Genomic DNA, 22,442 nt, shown 5'->3' with positions numbered 1-22,442 from the left:
CTTTCGCCGCCCGGCAGGAAAGGGACGTCCCCAACGACTAGGTTTCGCGCTTGACTTTGACCCTACTTCAGCGGGTACCATCCTCTTATGTCTGTAACGCCATATAGACCGAGGGGATAGATCTATGACCGCAACTGCACCCGCAGCACCCGCTAAGGTGTACTTCACCAACCTGCGCACGCATGCTCGCGAGAGCCAGCTCGACAAGCTCAAGCGCCTTATCCGTCACGCCGGTATCGAGCAGATCGACTTTGAGAACAAGTTCGTCGCCATCAAGATTCACTTTGGCGAGCTGGGCAACCTGAGCTTTTTGCGCCCCAACTACGCCCGCGCCGTCGCGGATGTCGTGAAGGAGCTGGGTGGCAAGCCCTTCCTCACCGACTGCAATACGCTCTATGTGGGTAGCCGCAAAAACGCGCTTGAGCACATCGACACCGCCTACCAGAACGGCTTTACCCCGTATGCCACGGGTTGCCAGATCATCATCGCCGACGGTCTCAAGGGCACCGACGAGGCGCTCGTCCCGGTCGAGGGCGGCGAGTACGTGCGCGAGGCCAAGATCGGTCAGGCACTCATGGATGCCGATATCGTGATTAGCCTCACCCACTTTAAGGGCCATGAGCAGGCCGGCTTTGGCGGCGCCATGAAGAATCTGGGCATGGGTGGCGGCAGCCGTGCCGGCAAGATGGAGCAGCATGCCGCCGGCAAGCCGAACGTCGCGACCGAGCACTGCGTTGGCTGCCGTGCCTGCGAAAAGATCTGTGCGCACAACGCCATCTCGTTTGACGATACCCGCGAGCGCGAGCTTGCCAACGGCAACACCCGCACGGTGCACGTGGCCGCCATCGACCACGATCGCTGCGTGGGTTGCGGACGCTGCATTGCGGCATGCAACCAGGACTGCATCAAGCCCGGCTATGACGCTGCGGCCGACGTGCTCAACTGCAAGATCGCCGAGTACACCAAGGCCGTCGTCGACGGCCGCCCGAGCTTCCACATCTCGCTTGCCATGGATATCAGCCCCAACTGCGATTGCCATCCCGAAAACGACACGCCTATCGTTAACGATATCGGCATGTTCGCGAGCTTTGACCCGGTCGCCATCGACCAGGCCTGTGCCGATGCCGTCATGGCATCCGAGCCGCTGCCCAACACCGAGCTCACCGACAGCGCCGCCAAGATGGAGCATAACCACGAGCATCTGGAGGGCGAGCAGGCCAAGGACCCCTTCTGCATCACGCATCCCGACACCGACTGGCGCGCCTGTATCGCACACGCCGAGAAGATCGGCCTGGGCACGAGCAAGTACGAGCTCATCGAGGTCAAGTAGCGCCTAGTTATTGGACAAATGAAGCGCTTTTCTGGCGCAAGTAGAGCAAAAGCCGCCCGTGGGCACAGCGCTCACGGGCGGCTTTCCGGAAGTATGCGGCAAATTTCGAGACCGCCGAGCACACGACGTTTTTTGGCAACAAAACCCCTGATAAATTGTTGGTAAAACTGCGGTCTGGTCGGCAGTTCCAGATTTTTCCGCATACTTCCGAAAATAGGGGGTCAGATAAAGCCCCAGACGTTGCTTTTTGCCTAAAAATACTCGTCGAGGAAGTTGTTGACTGTGTTCCAGTAGAGCTCGGGGTCAACTTGCGCACTCTTGGCGTGGGTGGCGCCATGGATGGTGAGCTTTTGCTTGACTTTGCTGGCGCACGCGTCGTAGTTTTGGTCGAGCATGTCGTACGGCACAAAGGTGTCCTGGTCGCCGTGGATAAACAGCATGGGAACCGTCGCGTGTTTGAGTTGCTCCACACTGCTCGCCTTATGAAAGTCGTAGCCCGCGCGCACGTTGCACACCAAGTTTGCTACATCGAGCAAGGGAAAGCTGGGCAGGCCGAACACGTCCTTGAGCTGCAGAGAAAACTCGTCCCAAACACTCGTATAACCACAGTCCTCGATAATACATTTCACGTTTGCGGGCAGAGATTCTCCCGCCACGTTCATAGCGGTTGCTGCACCCATCGACTCGCCAAAGACCAGGATGCGCGCCTCGGGGTCAGCCTGAACGATTTGCTCGATCCATGCGACGATATCGAGGCGCTCGGGCCAGCCCATGCCGATATAGTCGCCGCCGGAGCGCTCGTGGGCGCGGGCGGCAGGCGCAAGCACGTTCATGCCGCGGTCGTGGAAGCGCTTGGCGTATCGGGCCATGCCGATGGGCTCGTTGGTATATCCATGCAGGCAGACGGCGTAATCGTGGGTGTTCTCCGAGGCGGCAAAATACCAAGCGGCAAGTTCGGTTCCGTCATCTGCGGTGAGGCTGCTGCTCTCGCGATTCTCTTTAAACCACGCCCGCGCCTCGGTTTCCTCGGCATCCGGCTGCTCGCCTTCTTTGTCGTTCTTGCTATCCTGCATCATCTTCATGGTGTAGGGCGCTTGGGGATTCAGGGCAAAGTCAAACAGAAAGTTGCCGGCAAATCCGAGCAGCGCAACGACAACCACCAGTGCAACGATGCCGGCTATCTTGAGCTTTCGATGGGAACGTGCGTTTTGAGCCATGCGGTATTCTCCTATAAGATGTTAATACATCAACATTTAATGCAAGCGCATTATGGACGTTCGCCGTTGATGCGTCAACAAGCAAAGAATGGGTAAACAAAGGGTCACGTATGGTGCAAATTTCGCACGTACCTAGACGCTTTGATATAGTGTTGAGAACTCTTTACGTTGGAGGATGTAACCGGCATGTCCGATTCGAGCGACAGTTCTAAGCCGCGACCCAAGACCGCGGCCGTTCCACACTACACGGTGGGCGAGGAGATCATGAACTCCGTCACCCATGGTGTCGGCTGCCTGCTGGGTATCGCGGGCCTGGTGCTCCTGATCGTATTCGCCGCCCTGCGCGGCGGGGGCCCGGCCCACATGGCCGCGGCAATTGTCTATGGCGTCAGCATTATCCTCGAATACCTAGCCTCTACGCTCTACCATGCGATTCAGCCCGCGGGCGCTAAACGCGTGTTCCGCATTATCGACCACAGCTGTATCTATCTGCTCATAGCCGGCAGCTATACCCCGTTTTGCCTTATCACGCTCGCAAACGACGGCGGCCCCGCGCTGTTCTTTGCCGTATGGGCTATTGCCATTGTCGGCATCGCCCTCGAGTGCTTTATGCGCGAGCGTCAACCGCACTGGGTAAGCGGCCTGGTCTACCTGCTGATGGGCTGGCTCGTCGTTTTTAAGCTGCCCGAACTTGTGTCGCTGCTCAACCCCGTGGCACTTGCCCTGCTCGCCGTCGGCGGCGTGTGCTACACCGCGGGCGTGCCGTTCTATATCGCCAAAAACGTGCGCTATCTGCACAGCGTGTTTCACCTGTGGGTGCTCGCCGGCAGCATCTTCCAGTTCATGGCGGTGATCCTCTTCGTAATCTAGCGACCATGCCTGCGCACCCGCGTCCCCGTTTGGGCGCCGGCGCAATTGCCGTATCCGTCATCAACGTTTTACCCTGACGCCCGAATCTTGGAGGTTCGAGAAACTCCCGATGGACATAGCCATCTCCCTTATCACCACCCTCGTTTTGACCCTCATCAACGGCTACTTCTCCATGTCCGAGATGGCGCTCACCACGGCTAAGCGCGCCGTGCTGGAGCACGAGGCCGAGGAGGGCGACAAGCGCGCCGAGCGCGCCATTAAGCTGGCCGCCGATTCCGACCAGCTGCTCGCCACCATCCAGGTCGCCATCACGCTCGTGGGCTTTGCCTCGTCTGCCGTCGCCTCGACGAGCCTGTCCGACCCGCTTGCCACGTGGCTCACGAGCTTTGGCATCGCGCCGCTCTCTGCCATCGCGCGCGGCCTGGCGCCGGTCATCATCACCGTTGCGGTCGCCTTCGTGTCCATCGTGATTGGCGAGCTTGTGCCCAAGCGCATCGGTCTGGCCAACGCCGAGGGCGTGTCCAAGCAGGTCGTGGGACCGTTGTCGTTTTTCCAAAAGATCGCCCGTCCGCTCGTGTGGCTGACTGGCGCTTGCTCCGATGGCCTGGCCCGCATCCTGCGCATCAAGAGTGCCGACGACCGCCAGAACGTCTCGGGAGAAGAGATCAAGTACATGGTCTCGGAGCAGGACGACCTGCTCGACGAGGAAAAGCGCATGATCCACGAGATCTTCGACCTAGGCGACACCGTTGCCCGCGAGGTCATGGTGCCGCGCGTGGACACCACCATGTGCGAGGACGACGAGACGGTCGCCGACGTGCTGTCCACCATGCGCCAGACCGGCTTCAGCCGCATCCCCGTCTATCACGAGGATCCCGACAACGTCGCCGGCATCGCGCACATCAAGGACCTGATCCAACCCGCGCTCGACGGCAAGGGTGACCAGCCCATCGCCGGCTTTTTGCGCGACGCCACCTTTGTGCCCGACACCAAGGATATCCTGCCGCTGCTGTCCGAGATGCAGACCTCGCACGACCAGATCGTGGTGGTTGTGGACGAGTACGGCGGCACGGCCGGCATCATCACCATCGAGGACATCGTCGAGGAGATCGTCGGCGAGATCGAGGACGAGTTCGACCCCGACAACAAGTATCTCACGCGCCTTTCGCGCCGCGAGTGGCTCGTTGATGGGCGTTTTTCGTGCGATGACGCGATTGAGCTTGGTTGGCCGCTTGAGGAAAGCGATGATTATGAGACCATCGCCGGCTGGATTTTGGAGCTTTGCGACTCGGTGCCCGACATCGGAGAGGTGTTTGAGGTTGCGGGGTACAAGTTTAAAGTGCAGTCGATGCGTGGCCAGCGCATCTCGCTCATTCGCGTGATTGCTCCGGCCGAAACCGATAAAAAGGATTCCGAGTCTTCGGTAGACGAGCCGACGACGTCGGGTGCGGGTTCCGCGAATCCGCACGACGGCGACGAGTAGGACAAGGAAGAGTAGGGGAGAGTTATGGCAGGCCTGTTCAACATCCTTAAGGTCACCGTCAGCGAGGACAAGATCTGCGCGCACGTGCTGGTGAACCCCGGCATGCCGCTCATGACCTCGGAGGATATCGAGGCTACGGCGCGCGTGTATTACCTGGTGCCGGCGATTGCCAAGCACCTGTGCCTGGGTGATTCCGGTCGCGAGTTCCAGGACTGCATGGGCCAGACCGAGCTTTGCCATCTGCTTGAGCATGTGACGGTCGAGCTCATGAACGAGACCGGTCTTGCCGGCAGCATCTCGTGCGGCCGCACGCGCGTAAGCGAGCACGACGAGCGCGTCTTTGAGGTTGAGCTTTCGTGCCCCGACGACGCGCTGGCCATCGGTGCGCTGTCTTCGGCCACCTTTATGATGGACTGGGCCTATCTGCACGCCGACCAGCCTGCCCCCGACGTGGAGGGCACGGTCGCGGGCCTGCGCAACCTGGTGCTGGGCATGCGCACCGAGGCCGAGGGCAAGGATCCTCACGAGGCCGTCGCCGCTGCGAACGGCGAAGATGCTGCCGAGGACGAGGGCTTTGACGAGGGCGATGTGCCGGTTGACGCCGAGCCCGTTGCCGATGCGACCGCCGAGCCCGTTCCCACCGAGCCCCAGGGCGTCCCCAACTTTGACGACGAGCCCCAGGTGGCGATTGATACCGAGGGCGCGGTTGCCGAGAACCACGAGGCCTCCGCTGCCGTCTTTGGCGGTGCGGCGACGGTTCCGGCAGGACCTGCGCATGAGGGCGGTCTGCCGCTCGTGGACGGCGCCGGCGAGGACCCGGGTGCCACGGTGACCATGCCGGCTATGCCCCAGGAGTAGGCCTACGCGTTTATCACCATCACGTACCTGCGCCTTTGCCGTACGCAGATGAGCGGAGCGGCAAGTGATGCGCTGCGGGTATAATGGACAGCATTCAAACGGTGGGCACCGACGTGCCCGCAGGAGAGGAATGATCATGGGTAAGACTTTCAGCTTTGTCTCCGGCGCACTTTTTGGTGCCGCTGCCGGCGCTATTGTCGGCGTTGCTCTGGCCCCGCGCTCGGGCGCCGAGACCCGCGCCATGGCTGCCGATATCGCCAACGACGCCTGGGACAATATGCGCGACACCTACGAGCACAGCGCCGAGGAGGCCCGTGCTGCGGTGAATGACTTTGGCCCGATGGTCGACGCCAAGACCGATGACCTGCGCGCCAAGGTCGATCTGGCCCGCGAGCGCATGGACCAGCTGCGCGAGCAGCTCAACGATGCCATCTCGGGTGGCAACGTGACGCCCGCCGCCGACGTCGTGGTCGAGAACGCCGTCGAGGCTGATACCGAGGCTGCGGAGCCCTCGACCGAGGCATAATGCGCGCCGGGGATTTTGTCGGCGCCAAGATCTATCGCAAGCCTACCGAGGACAAGCGCATCAAAAAGGACGGCACGCCGCGCAGCCCTAAAAAGCTCGGAAAGATTCACTTTCCGGTCTTTACCCCGGGCGGTACGCGCGTGGTCGGCTTTATGGTCCGCCAGTCTGATATCGCGGGCATGATCGAGCGCCCCGACCGATTCGTAGCGCTCGACGCCATTGGTGTCTACGAGGGCGCCATTGCGGTCGATGACGTCAAGGACACGTACGATGCCGCCGCTGCCAAGCGCCTCGACATCAACCTGGACGATTGCATCATCTGGGTCGGTATGGACGTGCGCACGGAATCAGGCGACGTCGTGGGCTATTGCTCGGACGTTGAGTTCAAGCCACGCTCGGGCATCGTGCAGGCATTCTATGTGACCGCCGGTGCTGCTTCGAGTGTTTTGGTTGGTGACACGCAGGTGCCGCCGACGATGCTGCGCGGCTATGCGGACGGCGCGATGATTGTTTCGGACGAGGTCAAGTCGCTCGGGTATTCGGGCGGTGCGGCTGCCAAGGCCGCCGAGGCCAGCGTCGTGGTGGGCGACAAGGTCAAAAAGGGCGCCAAGGTGCTCGACGACAAGGGATCGGTTGCCGTGGACAAGGGCAGTCGCGCACTGGGCAAGCAGCTCGGCAAGACGCGCGGCATGTTCAAGGCCTTTAAGGACGAATACCAAAAGGCGAGCGGAGGCTCGTCAAAAGCTACAAAATAGCGACGTACCAAATGATGGGAGGCAAGCCGGAGACCTGTTGCTCCGGCTTGCTGTGTTTATGGGGGAGGGCACATGCGCCAAAACGGATCCAACTTAAACGGGCGTTCGGGTGCGCGTCCGACGGCGCGCCGCGACCTGGGGCAGCTGCCCAGCGGTCAGCGCAAGCGTCACCGTAAGCCCGGCGCGATGTATCTCAACCATAGCCGCGGCTTTAGCGACCGCAGCGCTCGCATCGGCAACAGCCGTACGCCCCGTCGTTCGTCTCGCCTGCCCTATGCGCTCATTGCCGTGGGTTGTGCGCTCGTGCTGTTTATCGCTGCCGTCGTGGGCTACGTCAACCGCAGTGTGGACGTGGAGCTCAACGGCCAGAAGACCGCGGTGCGTGTGGGCTCTACGCTGCAGAATCTCATCGACGACCAGGAGTTGACTGACACCTACGACGCAGGCGACCTGCTGGCCGTCGATGACAGCGTGCTCAAGCGCCATGGGGGCGAAAAGCTGTCGGTGAAGGTCGACGGCAAGCGCGTGAAGCAGGGCAAATGGGACAGCCGCGAGCTTGAGGGCGGCGAGAAGGTGACGGTCAAGGATGGCCGTAACACCTACGAGAAGCACGAGGTTCAGGCTACGGTTATCGAGCCCAAGCTCAAGGTCGAGGGTACGGGCGCTATCGAGTATGTGCAGACGTGGGGTGTCCAGGGCCGCTCCGAGGTGTGGGTTGGTGAGCAGTCGGGCAAGACGCAAGACCGCGGCGAGGTTGTGCCCGCCACCGATTGCGTCGTTGCGTGCGCCAGCGTGGCGCCCAAGGGTAACGAAAAGTATGTGGCGCTGACGTTTGACGAGGGTCCGAGCGGCGCTACCAAGCAGATCTTGCAGGTGCTCAAGGAAAAGGGCGTCACCGCGACGTTCTTCCTTTCGGGCGATGCGGTCGAGGCCTCTCCTGCCACGGCCAAGGCGATTGTCGATGCCGGGTGCGAGATCGGATCCAACAGCTACAGCGACGATTCGCTCAAGGACCAGGACCGTGAGGCGGTACGCGAGCAGATCACGAAAGGCACCGATGCGATTAAGTCGGCGACCGGCGTGAAGACGATGCTACTGCGTGCTCCCTACGCTGCCTTTGACGAGCAAAACTGGATTGATGCGATGGACCTGGTCTCCGCCGTGGTCTCGTGGAATATTGACTCGGGCGACTGGCTGCTCAACGGTGCCGACGAGCAAGTCTCGACGGTGCTCGATTCGGTGACGCCGGGCAATATCGTGCTGCTCACCGATAGAGACGAATGCGCCGAGCAGATGCTCGAGGCGCTGCCGCAGATTATCGACGGCCTCATTGCCGACGGCTACAAGATCGTGACGCTCAGCGACCTGGTCAAGACGGACACGTCGCTGAGCAAAAAGCTCACCTCGCTGACGAAGGTCACCATGCCCAAGGACGCCGTGTTCCCCCAGCTTGCCGAGGACGAAGATACCACAGAGTAGTCATTGGGTAGTCATTTAAGAACGTCCCCAATGACTATGTCACGGATGCGTCAGCGTTTGGTATGCCTGCAATGTGCAGCGCATAAATTCGATGCCGCAGGGCGATGCTGATGCTATAGTTACTGCGGTTAATGAGGGTCAAGAGAAAGGTTACAGGTGAAATCCAAACCTCGACCATACAGTCGATGACCCCATGCAGGTGCTTTTTGCGCATGCACGGGGTGTAAGCGTCGAGCGGCGTGCCGCCCGCGCATGCGTATACATATCCAGAAGCCCCCGGACGTCGCACATGCGGCCGCGTCCGGAGGAATAATGATGGGGAGCACCATTGAATTATCTGAGTGAGATGCTCAAATTGCCGGTCTTGGACGTCGATGGAGAAAAGCTCGGCGTGGTGAACGATTTTGGTATTGCTACCGGCGAAGTTTTTCCGCACGTGACGTCGCTCGCGTTCCGCGGTCCCGGCAAGACGCCGTTTATGATCAGCTGGCGCAAATGGGTCGACCGTATCGACGAGACGGGTGTACACCTTAAGACGTCGGCCACCGAAATCCGTTTTTCGTACCTGCAGCCGACCGAACTCTTGCTTGCCCGCGACGTGCTCAACAAGCAGATTGTCGACACGCAGGGCATGAAAGTCGTGCGCGTAAACGACATCAAGTTTTCCATGTCGGGCGAAAATCAGCTGCGCCTGCTGGGCGCCGAAGTGGGCGCCCGCGGTCTGCTACGCGCGATCAGCCCCGCACTCGAGCATATCGTCGAAGGCTTTATGAAGCACCTGGGCAAGCCGCTCAGTGAGGACATCATCGCTTGGTCCTACATGGACCTGCTCGATCGCTCGACCAAGAACATTCAACTCTCGGTGTCGCATAAGACGCTCGGCGAGCTGCACCCTGCCGACATCGCCGACATTATCGAGCAGCTCGACCCGCGCCTGCGTGCGCAGGTGTTTGCACAGCTCGATACTGCCCAGGCCGCCGAGGCCATCTCGGAGTTCGATGACGACGAGCTTATGACCGAGATGCTCGAGGGCCTGTCCGACACGGACGCATCGTCGATGCTGGCCATGATGGACCCGGACGACGCCGCCGACCTGATCGACGAGCTCGATTACGAGAAGGCCGAGAAGCTCCTGCGCCTGATGGGCGTCAAGGAGGAGAAGGCGATTCGTAACCTGCTGGGCTATGAGGACAACACCGCCGGCCGCATCATGACCTCGGAGTTTGTCTCGCTGCCCGCCACGGCGACGGTCGGCGATGCCATCGAGGCGATTCGCAAACTCGATGAGGACTTCGAGAGTGTCTATTACGTCTATACCGAGGATCCGAGCGGCATGCTCACCGGCGTGCTCTCGCTGCGCACGTTGATCGTGGCCGACCGCGATGCCACGCTGGGCCAGCTCGCCTATCGCGACCTGGTCTACGTGTCGCCCGACGAGGACCAGGAAGACGTGACGGACGAGATGACCAAGTACGACCTGGTTGCCATCCCTGTCTGCGACGAGAACCGTCATATCCTGGGCATCGTGACCTTCGACGACGCCATGGACGTTATCGCCGAGGAGCATCAGGAGGACCTGCAGATCGCCGGTGTCGGCTCGGGCGATAGCGCGTCGGACGACTCGACGAACGTGCTCAGCTGGTTTGTGCATCGCCAGTACTGGGTTGTCGTGTGGGGCATTGCCTCGTGCATCATGGCAACGGTGCTGGGGACGGCGCTCGGCTCCGCGCATCTGGTGGTGTTCCCCATGTGCGCCATGCCGCTCGTGCTGCTTGCTGCCTCGCGCATGGTGTCGTTCGTCAAGAACTACTTCTTGGAGTATGACGGTCACGACGACGAGCCCAAGCCGTATCTGGGGTTCTTCTTCCAGAGCACGGGCATGGGCCTGATTCTGTCACTCGTGACCTACCTGTGCGCCCAGCTGGTGCGCACCGCCGCGTTCCCCGATGCGCCCATGTTTGAGGAGCAACTCTTTACCGGGTCCTTTAATATCGCTGCCATCATTTGCCTGGTTGGCAACATGAGCGCCGTGATTTACCTGATGGTGCTGTTCTGGCGTGACGAGCATGACCTCAACACGTCGGGCACCGCCATGAACGTTATTGCCGTCATGATCTCGTGCGTAGCGTACTGCGCCGCTGCGGTGCTGCTCACCATGTCGGTCATTGGCTAGGTGGTCGCGTGCAAAATACCAAGCAAAAGTCGGGCACCAAGCAAAAGTTGACCATCGCGGCCATCTTTGGCGCTATGGGCCCCGGTCTGCTGGCGGCGCTTTCGGGCAATGACGCCGGCGGCATTGCAACGTATTCCAGTGCGGGCGCCAGCTATGGCTACAAGATGCTCTGGATGCTTCCCGTCATGACTGTGCTGCTCATCGTGACGCAGGAGACCGCGGCGCGCTGCGGCTGCGTCACGGGCAAGGGCCTGGCATCGCTCATCCGCGAGCGCTTTGGCGTGCGCAAGAGTGTACTTGCTATGGCGGCGCTGTTGATCGCCAACACGGCTGTGACCATTTCGGAGTTTGCGGGTATCGCCAGCGGCCTTGCTCTCTTTGGCGTGCCGGCGAGCATCTCGGTGCCGTTGGTGGCGCTGCTGGTGTGGATGCTTACCATGTCGGGTAGTTTCCAGCGCATCGAGAAGATTCTGCTGCTGGTAAGCTGCGTCTTCGTGACCTATATTGTCGCCGCGTTTATGGCTGGCCCCAACTGGGGTGAGGTCGCGGTCGACCTGGTCGTGCCTAACATTCAAAATGACCCCAGCTACGTGTCGCTCGTGGTCGCAACGATCGGTACCACCATCGCGCCGTGGATGATTTTCTTGGCGCAGAACAACGTGGTCGACAAGAACGCGGGCGAGGACGATATCGTGCTGCAGCGCATCGATACCGTGAGCGGCTCGCTTGCCGCCGATGTCATTGCCGGCTTTATTATCATCACGACCGGTACGGTGTTGTTCCCGGCGGGCATTCAGATTAGCGATGCTGCCGATGCTGCCCGTGCGCTGGAGCCTATTGCGGGTCAGTGGTCCACGGTACTGTTTGCCTCGGGCCTGGTCGCGGCGAGCTTCTTGGCTGCCTGCGTGCTGCCGGGCGTTACGTCGAGCGCTATCTGCGAGGCATTTGGCTGGGAGCGCGGTGCCGACCGCAGCTGGGACGAGGCCCCGGTCTATCGCGGCATCATTACGGCCATCATCGGTATCTCTGCCGTGCTGGTGCTTATGCCCGGCGTCGATCTGTTCCAGATTATGATGACCTCGCAGGTCATCAATGGCGTGCTACTGCCCGTGGTTCTGGTGTTCCAGGTGGTTATTGCCGCTGACCGTCACATTATGGGCACTAACCGCAACGGCCGCGTGTGGAATGTGCTCACTTGGGCGACTATCGGTGTGATTACGGTGCTCACGGTCGTCATGTTTGTTCTGCAGGCGATGGGTTACAGCGCTTAGCGCCTCTTTTGGACTCCAAACAGGCCGCAGCGATGGGCTGCGGGCTGTTTTTGTCTGCTATAGGGTGTTAGTTATATGGCAGTGGGCAAAAAATGCCAAATATGAGTACTGTTGCTAAGTGAATAGCATTTACATTCAAGAAGATAATAAACATAACCTATAGTATGTTCATTAAAATTGGCTCCAATACGCCTTAAACCAGTCAGGTTGGCTGCTTTAGGGGGTTGTAGGGTTCGCTCGGACGTCATTTTGGGTGGTTTTGCCTGCTACTAAAATGGTAACAGTACTCATATTTGCCCTTTTTTGCCCACAGACCTTTGAGGGTGCGGCGAAAAGGGCTTGTTTTGATTGTTTGGGGCAGGCGCGAGGCGCGGAAACGATGTCTGGAGCGACGGAGCGGCCTGGAATTCATCCGTAGAGGTCTTCATTGGCTGCGCCAGGAGTGTCCCTAGGTACCGGTACATAAGGAACGTCCCTAACTGCCGGAGGGGGCGTCTGCCGTGGCAGACGCCCCCTCCGGATGTGGGAAGTTTGCGCTGCAGGTTACTTGTCGGTGCCCAACTTGTGCGGCTTGAAGGCAAGCGCATTGATGAGTGCGTCGGTGGCAGACTTGACGGCTGCCGGCTGCGGATCGTTGACGTGATCCTCGGGATGCACGGGCAGGTCCTTCTTGACTGCATCGTGGATCAAGTTGAGGTACTCAGTCACGCCAGTGGTCGATAGGTGCGTGCCATCGCCATCGAACAGGTCGTTGCGATTGGCACTGTATCCGTACCAGTCGATAACGCGCACGTTTTTGTAGCGCGTAGCGGCGTTGGCGATGGCCTGGTTGGTAGAACCAACCCATGGCTGCGGGCTGCGCGTGTTCACAAACACCACAATACGCTTATCTCCTGCATCGGCCATGATGGCGTCGATCTGGTCGTCGGTTACCAAGCCGTTGGTGCCCAGCGCAAAGACCACGATCTTGCCGGCAAGGTTCTGTTGGAGATAGCCCTCAAATGTCGCGCGGCCCGCATCAAACTGGCGGCCCTTTTCGGCATCGATGTGACTGTGGGGGAATACGCCGTCAAAGGAATCGACGGCGCGCAGCGACACGGAGTCACCGATCATTAGCAGGTCGTAGGAGCCATCGGGGAAGCCGTCGTTGTCCTTGTCGGTGTCGTCGGCTGCCTGTTGGTCCGTTGGCGCGGTGTTCTTGGCTTCCTTGTTGAGGACTTCGGCGCCCTCACCGCTCAGTGCAGACGTCTCGGGCACAAAGACCAGGCCGCCCAGTGCAACGACCAACACGACAGCGCAGGCTGCGCAGACAGGGACGTGCGCGCGCACCCAGTTGGCGGGCGTGGTGGTGCCGTCGCGGAACTCGGATACGGTGCGCCCAAAGGCGCCCTTTCTAAACGGCGTCTCGATAAAGCGATATGAACATTCGGCTACGGCGACCACCAACAACACCTGCAAAATGTACTGCCACCACGGCGTATCGTTGATGTTGGCGACCGGGTTCATGAGCAACAGTAGCGGATAGTGCCACAGGTAGATGCTGTACGAGCGCTTGCCAACCCACACGAGCGGCTCGGCGGACAGTGCGCGGGCAACCATTCCCTGGGGCTGCACGCAGGCCGCGATGACCATGAGCGTGAGGATGGAGCATAGCAGCGTGCCGCCGCGATACTGGAACGCGGTGTAGCCGTTGGTGAGCGCGACCATGGCGGCAAGGCCAACCAGACCCACGACGCCCAACACATCGATGGATGCGGGCGAGGACCAAAAGCGCACGAGGGCGCTCGGCTGTGCCGGGACGGTCTCGGCTGCGTTGTCGGCCTTCTCGCCAGGCTTGCCCTCGGCGTTCTTGCCGTGCTTGGCGGCGCCAGCCAGGCGATTGAGCCCCAAACGATGAGCGAGACGCACCGGCGCCAGGTCGCGATCGGGGATAAAGGCCATCCAGGCGCCCAGCAGCAGCGAGAAGACGCGGGTGTCGGTGCCGTAGTACACGCGGCTGGGGTCGGCGGCAGGGTTGTAGAGCACCATCATGGCAAGGGCGGATACCGCTGCGAGTCCCAGGACCACACGGCGCGTGTTGGGTTTGCTCACATGCATGGACACCATGGCAAACAGCAGCGGTGGCCAAACCAGGTAGAATTGTTCCTCGATGGCGAGCGACCAAAAGTGCGTAAGCGGCGAGGGGTCGCCCAGGGCGTTGAAGTACGAGACGTCCTGCATAATCTGCCACCAGTTGTTAAAGAACAGCAGCGACGGCAGAATGTCGGGACGCATCTTGGTGAGCATCACGTGGTTGAAGACGGTGCACAGAGCACAGGTCACCACCACAACGGTCACCACGGCGGGGACCAGGCGACGGATGCGGCGGATCCAGAAGCTCTTGAGGTCGATGCGGCCGGTCTTAGCGACTTCGTTGAGTAGCAGGCGTGTGATCAGATAGCCCGAAAGCACAAAGAAGATCGTGACGCCAAGCAGGCCGCCCTGAGCCCACGTGAGGTTGAGGTGATAGAGCACCACCGCGACGACGGCAAGCGTGCGCAGGCCGTCAAGGGCAGGGATGTAGCGGGACTTGGGGCGAGCAGGCGTCTGCTCCGCGGCGGGAGTGTTGGCGCGGCCCGCGTTGTTGGCAGAAGCGCGATGGGGGCTCGCGGTGCGTCGCGGCTCGTTGGCACGGCGTTCGCCCTTCACGCGTTCGTGCGGCGCCGGCTCGTTGCCCGTGCGGCGTCGACCGCGCGAGCCCGATTGCGAGAATTGTTCCATAAAACATCATCCAATGACGAGAATAATCAGCACGTATTCATTGTAGCTGCCTGCCCCTGTGAATGCTTGCTGCTGGCGCAAGCTCAAGCGCGCGTCCACATCAAAGTGGACTAAAGTTATAGGGGGTGCGAGAGTGCACAATCGTTGGTCGACGGTGGGCGCAAAGCCTGAAGACGAGGAGGTTTCCATGGCAGATCGCGGCATCGTTGCGGTGTTCGGCAGCATGAACATGGACCTTTCGGTGGCGTGCGAGCGCATACCGCGTGCGGGCGAGACCGTCGGCGGCAGCGGGTTTATCACCAACGCCGGCGGCAAGGGCGCCAATCAGGCCGTAGCTGCCGCGCGTATGGGCGCGTGCACGCACATGATCGGCGCGGTCGGTCGCGACGCGTTCGGCGCATCGCTCGTGGTGGGGCTCCAAGACACCGGCGTGGACTGTGACTTTGTAGTGCATCGCGATGACGTGGAGACGGGAACGGCGACCATCATTCGCTGCGAGGGCGACAACCGCATCGTACTGTCACCGGGCGCCAACCATGCGCTTGCGGGCGCGGACGTTGCCCGCGCGCTGAGGCGTCTGGTGGCCCATGAGCTCGACGGCGACGCCAGCGAGATTGCCCCGGCTGCCGGAAGCGTCTTTATCGCCCAGGGCGAATGTGACCTTGCGGCGACGGCCGAGGCGCTTGTTTGTGCTCACGAGCTGGGGTTCTATACGGTCTTTAATCCAGCGCCTGCCTGCGAGCTGCCTGCGGAGGTCTGGCCTGCGGTCGACCTGGTCTGCCCCAACGAGACCGAGTGCCAGGTTCTGACGGGCATTCTGCCCACGGATGATGCAAGCTGCGTCGCGGCGCTCAATGCGCTGCTCGACAAGGGTGCCGGGGCTGCGGTCATCACGTTGGGCGGTGCCGGCTCGGTTACGCTCGGCGATGGCGGTGAGCTGCTGCGCATGCCGGCACTTTCGAGTACGGTAGTCGATACCACGGCCGCCGGCGATACGTTTATCGGCGCGTTGGCGGCGGCTCGCCTAGAGGGCCTGCCGCTCTTTGAGTGCATGGCCGCGGGTGCTCGCGCCTCGGCAGTGACGGTGTCGCGCCTGGGCGCTCAGCAATCGATTCCCACGCGCGCCGAAGTTGAACATTGGTTTGGTTAAACGATAAAGACGGAGAAGCGGAGTAGAACAATGACAACCAAGAAGCTGATCCTTGATCTGGATATGGGTGTGGACGATGCGATGGCGCTGGCCTATGCCATCGCGAGCCCCGAGGTGGAGCTCGTGGGCATCACCACGTGCTTTGGCAACGTGCGCGTCGAGCAATCGGCGCACAACTGCCTTGCGGTGCTCGATCTGCTGGGTCGCCCCGAGGTTCCGGTGTACCTGGGTGCCGACCGTCCTCTGCAGGCGACTGAGCCCTATACGCCGCCGGCGTCCACCGCGCTCATTCACGGCAAGAACGGCATCGGCGGCGCGAGCGTGCCCGCGTCGCCCTACGAGCCGGTGGGGGCGACCTCGGCCGACGGCAACGCTGCGGTCGATTATCTGATCGATGCCGCGCGCACCTATGGTCCCGATCTGGTCTACGTAGCGACTGGCCCGCTCTCCAACCTGGCGCTCGCCCTGGAGCGCGATGCGGCGGCGATGATGTCCATCGGCCGCGTGGTCGTGATGGGCGGCGCCCTTACCGTGCCCGGCAACGTGAGCGCGGGCGCCGAGGCCAATATGGCGAGCGACCCCGAGGCAGCCGACGCGGTGCTGCGCTCGGGCCGTAAGCTCACCATGGTGGGTCTGGACGTGACGCATCGCGTGGTGCTCACACGCCGCGACATTGCCGGCTGGACGGGCTCGGGCACCATGGCGGGCTGCGCATTTGCGAGCATGGTCGAGCACTACATTGGCTCGTACGAGATGAACGCACCCTACCTGGGTGGTTGTGCGCTGCACGATCCGCTGGCCGTTGCCGTGGCGATCGACCCCACGCTCGTAGGTGCGCTCGGCTGCAACCTGCGTGTTGATCTGCTGGGCGAGTACCGCGGTCGCACCATCTGCGATGAGCGCCGCCTGTCCGATCCGGACAAGAGCGCGCTTGTGGCACTGACCGTGGATGCTCCGCGCTTCCTGTCCGAGTTCAAGACGCGTATGGCCCGTGTCCTTGGCTAAGTTGTCTTTTTGGACGGGGCTTTTTTGACTGGTATGATTGGTACGACCATTCGAACCAGCTAAAAGAGCCCCGTCCCAATTTGACTATCGAGAGGATCTGCCATGGAGCGCATCGCCAGCTTTTCCGTTGATCATCTGCTGCTTGAGCCCGGCGTGTATGTGAGCCGCATCGACCGCGATCCGGCGACCGGTGCTGCCGTCACCACGTTTGACCTGCGCCTGACCACGCCCAACAAGGAGCCGGTCATGAACACCGCCGAGTGCCACACCATCGAGCACCTGGGTGCAACGTTCTTGCGCAATCATGCCGAGTGGTCGGGCCGCATTGTCTACTTTGGCCCCATGGGCTGCCGCACGGGCTTTTACCTCGTTGTGTTTGGCGAGGTGACGAGCGAGGAGATCCTGCCGCTCGTGCGTGAGCTGTTCGAGTTTGTCGCCGACTTTGAGGGCGATGTCCCCGGTGCCGCTCCCGAGGAGTGCGGCAACTACCTGGACCAGAACCTTCCCATGGCTAACTGGCTCGCGCGCCGTTACCTCGACCGCGACCTGGCCGATATCGACGAGAAGCACCTGCACTATCAGCAGGCATAAGGGCTTTATCGCCCAAAACGCGCGCATTGGGCGCCTTCGCTTATGCGGGGGCGCCTTTTTGTTGATTGGTCGGGACGAGCGTTCAAAATCGCTCATGTTTGTTCTAGAATGTTCGTATAGTCACATTTACGAACAGGAGTGAACATGCATATCTGCTCTGTCAACGATCCCGAGTTCAAATCCTATGGCAACGTTTGGAATAACGTTCCGTCCGAGCTCACGTCGCCCGTGCTCGAGGCGCTTTCTGCCACGTCCATTCCCGAGGGCAGCAAGTACGTAGCAAGTGCGCCGGAGCTCGAGGGCGTCAAGGATGCCGATAAACTGGGCTTTCTCATGTTTGGCGGCCGACCCTTCCAGCTGGGCTGGTGCAATGGCCACAACACGCAGCTCAACTGCCTGGAGTATCACCGCGCCAGCGAGTTCAACCTGGGCGCGCGCGACTTTATCCTGCTCGTGGCGCATCGCTGGGAGATCGAGGACGGTAAGCTCGACACCGCGTGCGTCAAGGCGTTCCGCGTGCCGGCGGGTACGGTCGTCGAAGTCTTCAACACCACGCTCCACTACACGCCCTGCATGGTCGATGACGGCGGCTTCCAGGTGATGGTGGCGCTGCCGGCGGGCACCAACGGCCCGCGCCCCGAGGCTGCATCCGACATGCCTGCTGCCGGCGACAGCTACTGCTACTGGAAGGCCGACAAGTGGGTCCTCTGCCACGCCGACAGCCCCAAGGCAGCCGAAGGCGGCTACGTAGGCCTCATCGGCAAAAATCTCGACATCACCGTGGACTAGCGCATCGCCCCAAACCACCACAAAGGTGCCTGTCTCCTTTGCGGTGGTTTGGGGCGGGCAGATATCGGGAAGTGCCAGACGGGGGAGGCTGCCGGGCGCCTTGCCGTCTGCGGATTTTGGGACATGTGGCCCGCTTTTTGAGCCTGCCTGTCGGTACACTAAAAGCACTATGGGTACCCGCGAGCGACATATCGGCAACGCGGCCGCCCGATCCGCACCCGTGGCGGATCCCAGGGGCGGCAGGCTCTTCGCCATGCCGCGATTCCTTGTTGGCATAACACATCAGGTGTACCGCCACCGCGTCTTTGCTATCGCCGGTGTCATCACCGCGATGTTCCTCATGCTTTTGGCAGTCTTGCCGGCGCTGTTCGCCTTCGACCCCAAACTTTCTAACGCCGTGCCCGCCTATAGCGAGGTGTCCGAAGAGGTCGTGGATGCGCTCGTCCATTCGAGCTCTCTGCCGTTGCTTGTTGCCGCAATTGCATTTTCGATCTGGGGCGTATCGGTCTATCTGCGCTGTTTGGACTATGTGTTGCGCCGCCGTCTTGTTGCCATCGCCACCATCTGCGCCCTGTGGATGATCGAAGTCATTCTCAAGTACAAGTCGTTCACGCCGTTCTATGCCACCGTGCTGTGGTACCTGTACTACGTGCCCATGACGCTCATTCCGCTGCTCTACCAGTTGTGTGGTCTGCGCCTTGCGGGCCTGGAGCAACACCGCCTGGGTCGCCGCTACTGCGCTGCGCTGTGGATTATGGCTATCCTGCTTATCGGATTTGTGCTCACCAACGATTTTCACCAGCAGGTCTTCCACTTTGACCGTACAAGCGACACCTGGAGCAACGATTACACGTACGGCTGGGGTTATTTCGCCGTCCTCGTGTGGACGGCCTTTAACTTTGTGGCCTTTTTTATCCTGGTGGGCCGGTCCTCGTCCTTTCGCATCCAACGTTTCTCGGGCACGGCGGCGCTCGTGCTGCTGGGCGGCGCGTTCTTTGCCATCTCATATGCGTTGCGCGTGCCTTGGGCATGGAGGCTCAACTTCTCGCTCGTCTATTGCGTCTTGTGCGTGGTGGCGATGGAAATCTGTCTCGATTGCGGTGTCGTTCCGTCATATCACGACATCGCCGGCATTTTCGACACCTTGCCGCTTGACCTCAAAGTTCTAACGCGCGACCTGCAGGAAGTCTATGCCACGCCAGTGTCAAAGCCAATGCCGGTGGGCGTGCGCGAGGAGTTGCGGACCCAGGCGCACAGCCGCGCCCATGCCTTTGCCGTGGCGTCCGATCCCGATGTGATGTGCCGTGCCTTTCCACTGCTGGGCGGATCGGCCCTGCTTGCCCAAGACGTGTCGGATCTCAACGAGCTTAACCGTGAACTGGCACATCGTCGTATGGAGCTGCAGCGTCAAAATGAGCTGCTCGCCGCCGACTACGACCTTAAGACGCACCTGGCAGACCAAGAGGCCGAGACCTTGCTGGTCCAAGACGTGGACCAGGCGCTTGCCCGCGCGCTCGAAGGGATGTACGACCTGCTGAGCTCGCTGCCGCCGTTGACCGATGAATCGTCTTCGCACGAGCGTTACCGCATGCTGCAGCGCGCCAAGATGCTCGTCGCCTATTGCAAGCGCAAGGGGTCGCTCACGTTGGCACAGCACGGGGAGAGCGGTTTTGATTGCGACCGCATTCAGCTCATTGCCAACGAGCTCGCAAGCGACCTGCGCACCATCGATATCGATTGCGCCTCGATTATCGCCATACGGCGCCCGATGCACGCCAGTACGGTAAGCGCCCTGTACGACTGCGTGTATGACTTTGCGTTTTTTGCCTACACCACCGACCATCCGGCGCTTATGTATCACTTGGGCGATCATGACCGATGCAGTGTCGAGCTGCGTGCCGCGCTTTTTTCCAACGATGATGCAGATCTTTCGCAGACGCCCGCTGCGCAAGAGCTCGAAAGCGCTCTGCAAGGGCGCAACGTGGCATACCGCCTTGAGGGCGAGCCCGGCCAGCTGCGCATGATCGTCTTGATGCCGAGGGCGGGTGAGTGACGATGCAGATTTCGCTCATTCTTCCCCAAATCGTTGCGCTCGATGTTGTCTTTGCCCTGGCTGCGTGTCTGCAGACGATCCACGTCCCGCTCATCGCATCGCGCCGCTCGTCCTATAACCGTAAGGTGATTTGTGCCTACGAGGCGAGCCTTGTGCTTCACCTAATTATTTCGGTGCTCATCTTGTTCGCGTCGTCTGGCTCATATCTGGTGGCGCCGCTTGACGTTTGCGCCAGGGCAATGGGCGGAGCGTTGTGGCTCAATGCCGTGATCTTTGCCTACGGCATGGTGCTTATGGTGCACTATCGTCGCCCCGTCATGCTGGCCGAACTGTTGCTCGTTGCCGCCGTGACACCGCCGGTGGTTTTTGCCATGGGCTCGGCGTGGACCACGGTCCTTATCGCAGAGGGAGCGTTTTTCCTGTTCCGCTCCATTGCGGCGCTCTTGATGGATGTCCGCAACCGCCAGGAGGATATCACCGCGTTCTCGACGATCGAAACCATCAACGTGATTCCCGTGGGCATCCTGTATCTGGACCCGAGGGGCCGTCCGCTGCTCATGAACCGCTGCATGCGAAAAAACCTGGTGGAGCTTCATATGCCCACCGACCTAGGCGATATGAGCGGTACATGGAACGACCTGCGCAAACTCAGCATGCAAATGCCCGAAAGCAGCCAGAACCGCGTGCGGATTAATCTGGACCGCTTTGGTGAGGCGCGCGTTGTGGTCGAGGTTTCTCCCGCCGAGATTCGCTTGTTCGTGCACGATGACGTTATGGTTTCGGGCCGCCTCTTCGAGCGCATTATCGGTCTGGATGTAACAGAGTATGCGCATGCCCATGATCGCCTAGCGCAAGCCAACCACCTGCTTGAGCTTGCGGGCCAAGAGCTCCAAGCCCAGATCGAAGAAGTCAAAAAAGTTGCTGACAATGCGGCCTATCTGCGTATGCGCGCTCGCGTGCACGACGTGATCGGGCAGCGCCTGTCCATTCTCCATCGTTATCTGGAGGAAGGGCGCCTGGATGACGAGTCACTCGAGCAGATCGACCCGCTGCTGCGCTCAATCGCTGCCGATCTGCGCAGCGGGGGCGACAGCGAACCGGCAGAGCAACTGGGCGATATCGTCCATGCCTTTGGCCTGGTGAGCGTGCAGATCGATGTGGAGGGCGAGCTGCCAAACGACGCGCGTGTCGCCGCAGCATTTTTGCAGATTATCCGCGAAGCCTCGACCAATGCCACCAAGCATGCACAGGCCCATCAGGTCCATGTGCGCCTGTGGCAGGAGGGGACAGAAGACGGCGCTGTCGCGCGGATGGTCGTTTCTAACGACGGCGCGCCTGCACCCGTATCGTATCGCGAGGGAACGGGTATCCCAGGTATGAGGCATGTCGCACAGAATCTGGGCGGCAGCCTGGAAGTCCACACCGCCCCGCCCTTCACGCTTACGGTGTCCATTCCGCTCGCCTCCAGCGCCACGGCCCAAAGGAGAAGTTCATGATTCGCGTGTTAATCGTCGAAGACCAGGCCATCCTGCGCGAGAGCCTCGCGCGCTCCGTCGGTGACCAGCCCGATATGACCGTCGTCGCCGCGATCGCCGATGCCTCCGAGGCCTTGGGTGTCGCGCTCAAGGAGCGTCCGGACATGATACTGATGGATGTGTGCACCGAGCACGATTCCAACGGCATCGTGGCGGCGGCGCGCATTAAAGAACAACTGCCCGAGTGCCGCGTCATTATCATGACGGGTATGCCCGAGATCACCTTTGTGGACCAGGCACGCGAGGCGGGCGTCGACAGCTTTGTGTATAAGAACGTCGGTATCGACGAGCTATTCGCCGTGATGCGCTCCACGCTGGCGGGTTACTGCACGTTTCCCAAGCCGCCCGAGAGCATCTTCTCGGGCACGGCGGCCCTCGACGATGTCGAGCTATCGATCTTGCGCCTTGCCTGCGAGGGCAAGAGCCGCCGCGAAATCGCGGCCGAGCTGTTTATGAGCGAGGGCACCATCAAACGCCGCATCTCGGAGATCCTCAACAAGACCGGCTACGACAACATCATGCGCCTGGCCGTGCACGCGGTAACGGAGGGCAGCATCGTTCCCAACATGGAGCGCTAACGCTCGTTACGCATCGGCA

At 61.0% G+C, this 22,442-nt stretch carries 18 protein-coding genes; 16 read left to right on the top strand and 2 right to left on the bottom strand.

Going from position 1 to position 22,442, the window contains the following annotated elements; genetic code table 11:
• The first annotated feature begins 124 nt into the window (after positions 1-124).
• The gene (locus AAAX32_RS03600) at positions 125-1,330 is read left to right on the top strand and encodes a DUF362 domain-containing protein (RefSeq protein WP_196025906.1); all 1,206 of its coding nucleotides are present in this window, start codon (positions 125-127) and stop codon (positions 1,328-1,330) included.
• Positions 1,331-1,581: 251 nt separating this feature from the next.
• On the opposite strand, the gene AAAX32_RS03595 is transcribed toward AAAX32_RS03600, so the two are convergent.
• Positions 1,582-2,547, bottom strand: coding sequence for an alpha/beta hydrolase (locus AAAX32_RS03595; protein ID WP_196022339.1), 966 nt, complete (start codon positions 2,545-2,547; stop codon positions 1,582-1,584).
• Between the two features lie 186 nt (positions 2,548-2,733).
• Between AAAX32_RS03595 and AAAX32_RS03590 the strand changes: the two genes are divergently transcribed.
• The 8 genes from AAAX32_RS03590 to AAAX32_RS03555 all read left to right on the top strand — a co-directional run bounded on the left by AAAX32_RS03590 (position 2,734) and on the right by AAAX32_RS03555 (position 11,962).
• Positions 2,734-3,417 (top strand): hemolysin III family protein, encoded by a 684-nt coding sequence (locus AAAX32_RS03590; protein WP_349100020.1) that lies wholly within the window; start codon positions 2,734-2,736, stop codon positions 3,415-3,417.
• Between the two features lie 109 nt (positions 3,418-3,526).
• Entirely contained in the window at positions 3,527-4,900 is a 1,374-nt protein-coding gene (locus AAAX32_RS03585; protein ID WP_349100019.1) for a hemolysin family protein, read from the top strand.
• A 24-nt stretch (positions 4,901-4,924) separates the two neighbouring features.
• The gene (locus tag AAAX32_RS03580) at positions 4,925-5,758 is read left to right on the top strand and encodes a hypothetical protein (protein WP_349100018.1); all 834 of its coding nucleotides are present in this window, start codon (positions 4,925-4,927) and stop codon (positions 5,756-5,758) included.
• Positions 5,759-5,894: 136 nt separating this feature from the next.
• Positions 5,895-6,284 (top strand): YtxH domain-containing protein, encoded by a 390-nt coding sequence (locus tag AAAX32_RS03575; protein ID WP_035136593.1) that lies wholly within the window; start codon positions 5,895-5,897, stop codon positions 6,282-6,284.
• Positions 6,284-7,039, top strand: a complete 756-nt coding sequence (locus AAAX32_RS03570; RefSeq protein WP_055310650.1) for a hypothetical protein — start codon at positions 6,284-6,286, stop codon at positions 7,037-7,039. Before AAAX32_RS03575 ends, AAAX32_RS03570 begins: the two co-directional genes overlap by 1 nt.
• A gap of 72 nt (positions 7,040-7,111) precedes the next feature.
• The gene (locus AAAX32_RS03565) at positions 7,112-8,518 is read left to right on the top strand and encodes a polysaccharide deacetylase family protein (RefSeq protein WP_349100017.1); all 1,407 of its coding nucleotides are present in this window, start codon (positions 7,112-7,114) and stop codon (positions 8,516-8,518) included.
• 328 nt (positions 8,519-8,846) lie between these two features.
• A complete protein-coding gene (locus tag AAAX32_RS03560) occupies positions 8,847-10,691 on the top strand; it encodes a CBS domain-containing protein (protein ID WP_217107409.1) in 1,845 nt (614 codons plus the stop codon).
• A gap of 74 nt (positions 10,692-10,765) precedes the next feature.
• Positions 10,766-11,962, top strand: coding sequence for an Nramp family divalent metal transporter (locus AAAX32_RS03555; RefSeq protein WP_117637211.1), 1,197 nt, complete (start codon positions 10,766-10,768; stop codon positions 11,960-11,962).
• A 543-nt stretch (positions 11,963-12,505) separates the two neighbouring features.
• Here the strand turns inward: AAAX32_RS03555 and AAAX32_RS03550 are convergent.
• Positions 12,506-14,722 carry an acyltransferase family protein gene (locus tag AAAX32_RS03550; protein ID WP_349100016.1) on the bottom strand — a complete coding sequence of 739 codons (2,217 nt, stop codon included), beginning with the start codon at positions 14,720-14,722 and terminating at the stop codon, positions 12,506-12,508.
• 187 nt (positions 14,723-14,909) lie between these two features.
• Here AAAX32_RS03550 and AAAX32_RS03545 point away from each other — a divergent pair, with 187 nt between their 5' ends.
• The 7 genes from AAAX32_RS03545 (at position 14,910) to AAAX32_RS03515 (ending at position 22,423) form a co-directional block, all read left to right on the top strand.
• Entirely contained in the window at positions 14,910-15,872 is a 963-nt protein-coding gene (locus AAAX32_RS03545) for a ribokinase (RefSeq protein WP_217107411.1), read from the top strand.
• Between the two features lie 30 nt (positions 15,873-15,902).
• On the top strand, positions 15,903-16,877 hold the full coding sequence (locus tag AAAX32_RS03540) for a nucleoside hydrolase (protein ID WP_148332915.1): 975 nt from the start codon (positions 15,903-15,905) through the stop codon (positions 16,875-16,877).
• A 102-nt stretch (positions 16,878-16,979) separates the two neighbouring features.
• Complete coding sequence (locus tag AAAX32_RS03535; protein WP_195521906.1) at positions 16,980-17,468, top strand: S-ribosylhomocysteine lyase; 489 nt, start codon at positions 16,980-16,982, stop codon at positions 17,466-17,468.
• Between the two features lie 144 nt (positions 17,469-17,612).
• Positions 17,613-18,257 carry a DUF4867 family protein gene (locus AAAX32_RS03530; protein ID WP_148332917.1) on the top strand — a complete coding sequence of 215 codons (645 nt, stop codon included), beginning with the start codon at positions 17,613-17,615 and terminating at the stop codon, positions 18,255-18,257.
• Between the two features lie 253 nt (positions 18,258-18,510).
• Positions 18,511-20,310 carry a histidine kinase N-terminal 7TM domain-containing protein gene (locus AAAX32_RS03525; RefSeq protein WP_217107413.1) on the top strand — a complete coding sequence of 600 codons (1,800 nt, stop codon included), beginning with the start codon at positions 18,511-18,513 and terminating at the stop codon, positions 20,308-20,310.
• Between the two features lie 2 nt (positions 20,311-20,312).
• Positions 20,313-21,806: an ATP-binding protein gene (locus AAAX32_RS03520; RefSeq protein WP_349100077.1), complete on the top strand. Its 1,494-nt coding sequence runs from the start codon at positions 20,313-20,315 to the stop codon at positions 21,804-21,806.
• Positions 21,803-22,423, top strand: a complete 621-nt coding sequence (locus AAAX32_RS03515) for a response regulator transcription factor (protein ID WP_349100014.1) — start codon at positions 21,803-21,805, stop codon at positions 22,421-22,423. The genes AAAX32_RS03520 and AAAX32_RS03515 overlap by 4 nt, the downstream gene beginning before the upstream one ends.
• The last annotated feature ends 19 nt before the right edge of the window (positions 22,424-22,442 follow it).

The organism is Collinsella sp. CLA-ER-H3, from assembly GCF_040092425.1.
Classification (GTDB): domain Bacteria; phylum Actinomycetota; class Coriobacteriia; order Coriobacteriales; family Coriobacteriaceae; genus Collinsella.
The sequence above is the reverse complement of the archived record's forward strand: the minus strand, read 5'-3'. Positions and strand labels throughout refer to the sequence as shown.

What these genes read in the sequence shown, in the direction of transcription:
- AAAX32_RS03585 (WP_349100019.1), top strand. Translation starts at nt 3,527, where the DNA reads ATGGACATAGCCATCTCCCTTATCACCACCCTCGTTTTGACCCTCATC.
- AAAX32_RS03590 (WP_349100020.1), top strand. Translation starts at nt 2,734, where the DNA reads ATGTCCGATTCGAGCGACAGTTCTAAGCCGCGACCCAAGACCGCGGCC.
- AAAX32_RS03595 (WP_196022339.1), bottom strand. Translation starts at nt 2,547, where the DNA reads ATGGCTCAAAACGCACGTTCCCATCGAAAGCTCAAGATAGCCGGCATC.
- AAAX32_RS03600 (WP_196025906.1), top strand. Translation starts at nt 125, where the DNA reads ATGACCGCAACTGCACCCGCAGCACCCGCTAAGGTGTACTTCACCAAC.
- AAAX32_RS03535 (WP_195521906.1), top strand. Translation starts at nt 16,980, where the DNA reads ATGGAGCGCATCGCCAGCTTTTCCGTTGATCATCTGCTGCTTGAGCCC.
- AAAX32_RS03525 (WP_217107413.1), top strand. Translation starts at nt 18,511, where the DNA reads ATGCCGCGATTCCTTGTTGGCATAACACATCAGGTGTACCGCCACCGC.
- AAAX32_RS03540 (WP_148332915.1), top strand. Translation starts at nt 15,903, where the DNA reads ATGACAACCAAGAAGCTGATCCTTGATCTGGATATGGGTGTGGACGAT.
- AAAX32_RS03580 (WP_349100018.1), top strand. Translation starts at nt 4,925, where the DNA reads ATGGCAGGCCTGTTCAACATCCTTAAGGTCACCGTCAGCGAGGACAAG.
- AAAX32_RS03530 (WP_148332917.1), top strand. Translation starts at nt 17,613, where the DNA reads ATGCATATCTGCTCTGTCAACGATCCCGAGTTCAAATCCTATGGCAAC.
- AAAX32_RS03575 (WP_035136593.1), top strand. Translation starts at nt 5,895, where the DNA reads ATGGGTAAGACTTTCAGCTTTGTCTCCGGCGCACTTTTTGGTGCCGCT.
- AAAX32_RS03570 (WP_055310650.1), top strand. Translation starts at nt 6,284, where the DNA reads ATGCGCGCCGGGGATTTTGTCGGCGCCAAGATCTATCGCAAGCCTACC.
- AAAX32_RS03550 (WP_349100016.1), bottom strand. Translation starts at nt 14,722, where the DNA reads ATGGAACAATTCTCGCAATCGGGCTCGCGCGGTCGACGCCGCACGGGC.
- AAAX32_RS03555 (WP_117637211.1), top strand. Translation starts at nt 10,766, where the DNA reads ATGGGCCCCGGTCTGCTGGCGGCGCTTTCGGGCAATGACGCCGGCGGC.
- AAAX32_RS03515 (WP_349100014.1), top strand. Translation starts at nt 21,803, where the DNA reads ATGATTCGCGTGTTAATCGTCGAAGACCAGGCCATCCTGCGCGAGAGC.
- AAAX32_RS03545 (WP_217107411.1), top strand. Translation starts at nt 14,910, where the DNA reads ATGGCAGATCGCGGCATCGTTGCGGTGTTCGGCAGCATGAACATGGAC.
- AAAX32_RS03565 (WP_349100017.1), top strand. Translation starts at nt 7,112, where the DNA reads ATGCGCCAAAACGGATCCAACTTAAACGGGCGTTCGGGTGCGCGTCCG.
- AAAX32_RS03520 (WP_349100077.1), top strand. Translation starts at nt 20,313, where the DNA reads ATGCAGATTTCGCTCATTCTTCCCCAAATCGTTGCGCTCGATGTTGTC.